A 232-nucleotide genomic window follows, 5' to 3' on the forward strand; every position below is an offset into this window, starting at 1 on the left:
ATGTAGGCGTAGCAGAGCAGGGGCACGGTGAAGGAGAGCTGCACGTTGCCCGTCGCGTCGGCCAAGAGGCCCTGCAGCGGCGGCACGATAGCCCCGCCCACGATGGCCATCACCAGCAGCGAGGAGCCCTGGCTGGTGTCGGAGCCCAGCCCCTTGATGGCCAAATCGAAGATGGTGGGGAACATCACCGAGTTGAACAGCCCGATGCCGATCATGGCCCACATAGCCAGGG

1 pseudogene is annotated in these 232 nt (G+C 65.1%); it reads right to left on the reverse strand.

Going from position 1 to position 232, the window contains the following annotated elements:
- Positions 1 to 232, reverse strand: a pseudogene (locus tag JT719_RS25125) (MFS transporter); the annotation flags it as partial.

Origin of the sequence: Sabulibacter ruber (assembly GCF_017355955.1) — a bacterium.
GTDB lineage: Bacteria > Bacteroidota > Bacteroidia > Cytophagales > Hymenobacteraceae > Nibribacter > Nibribacter ruber_A.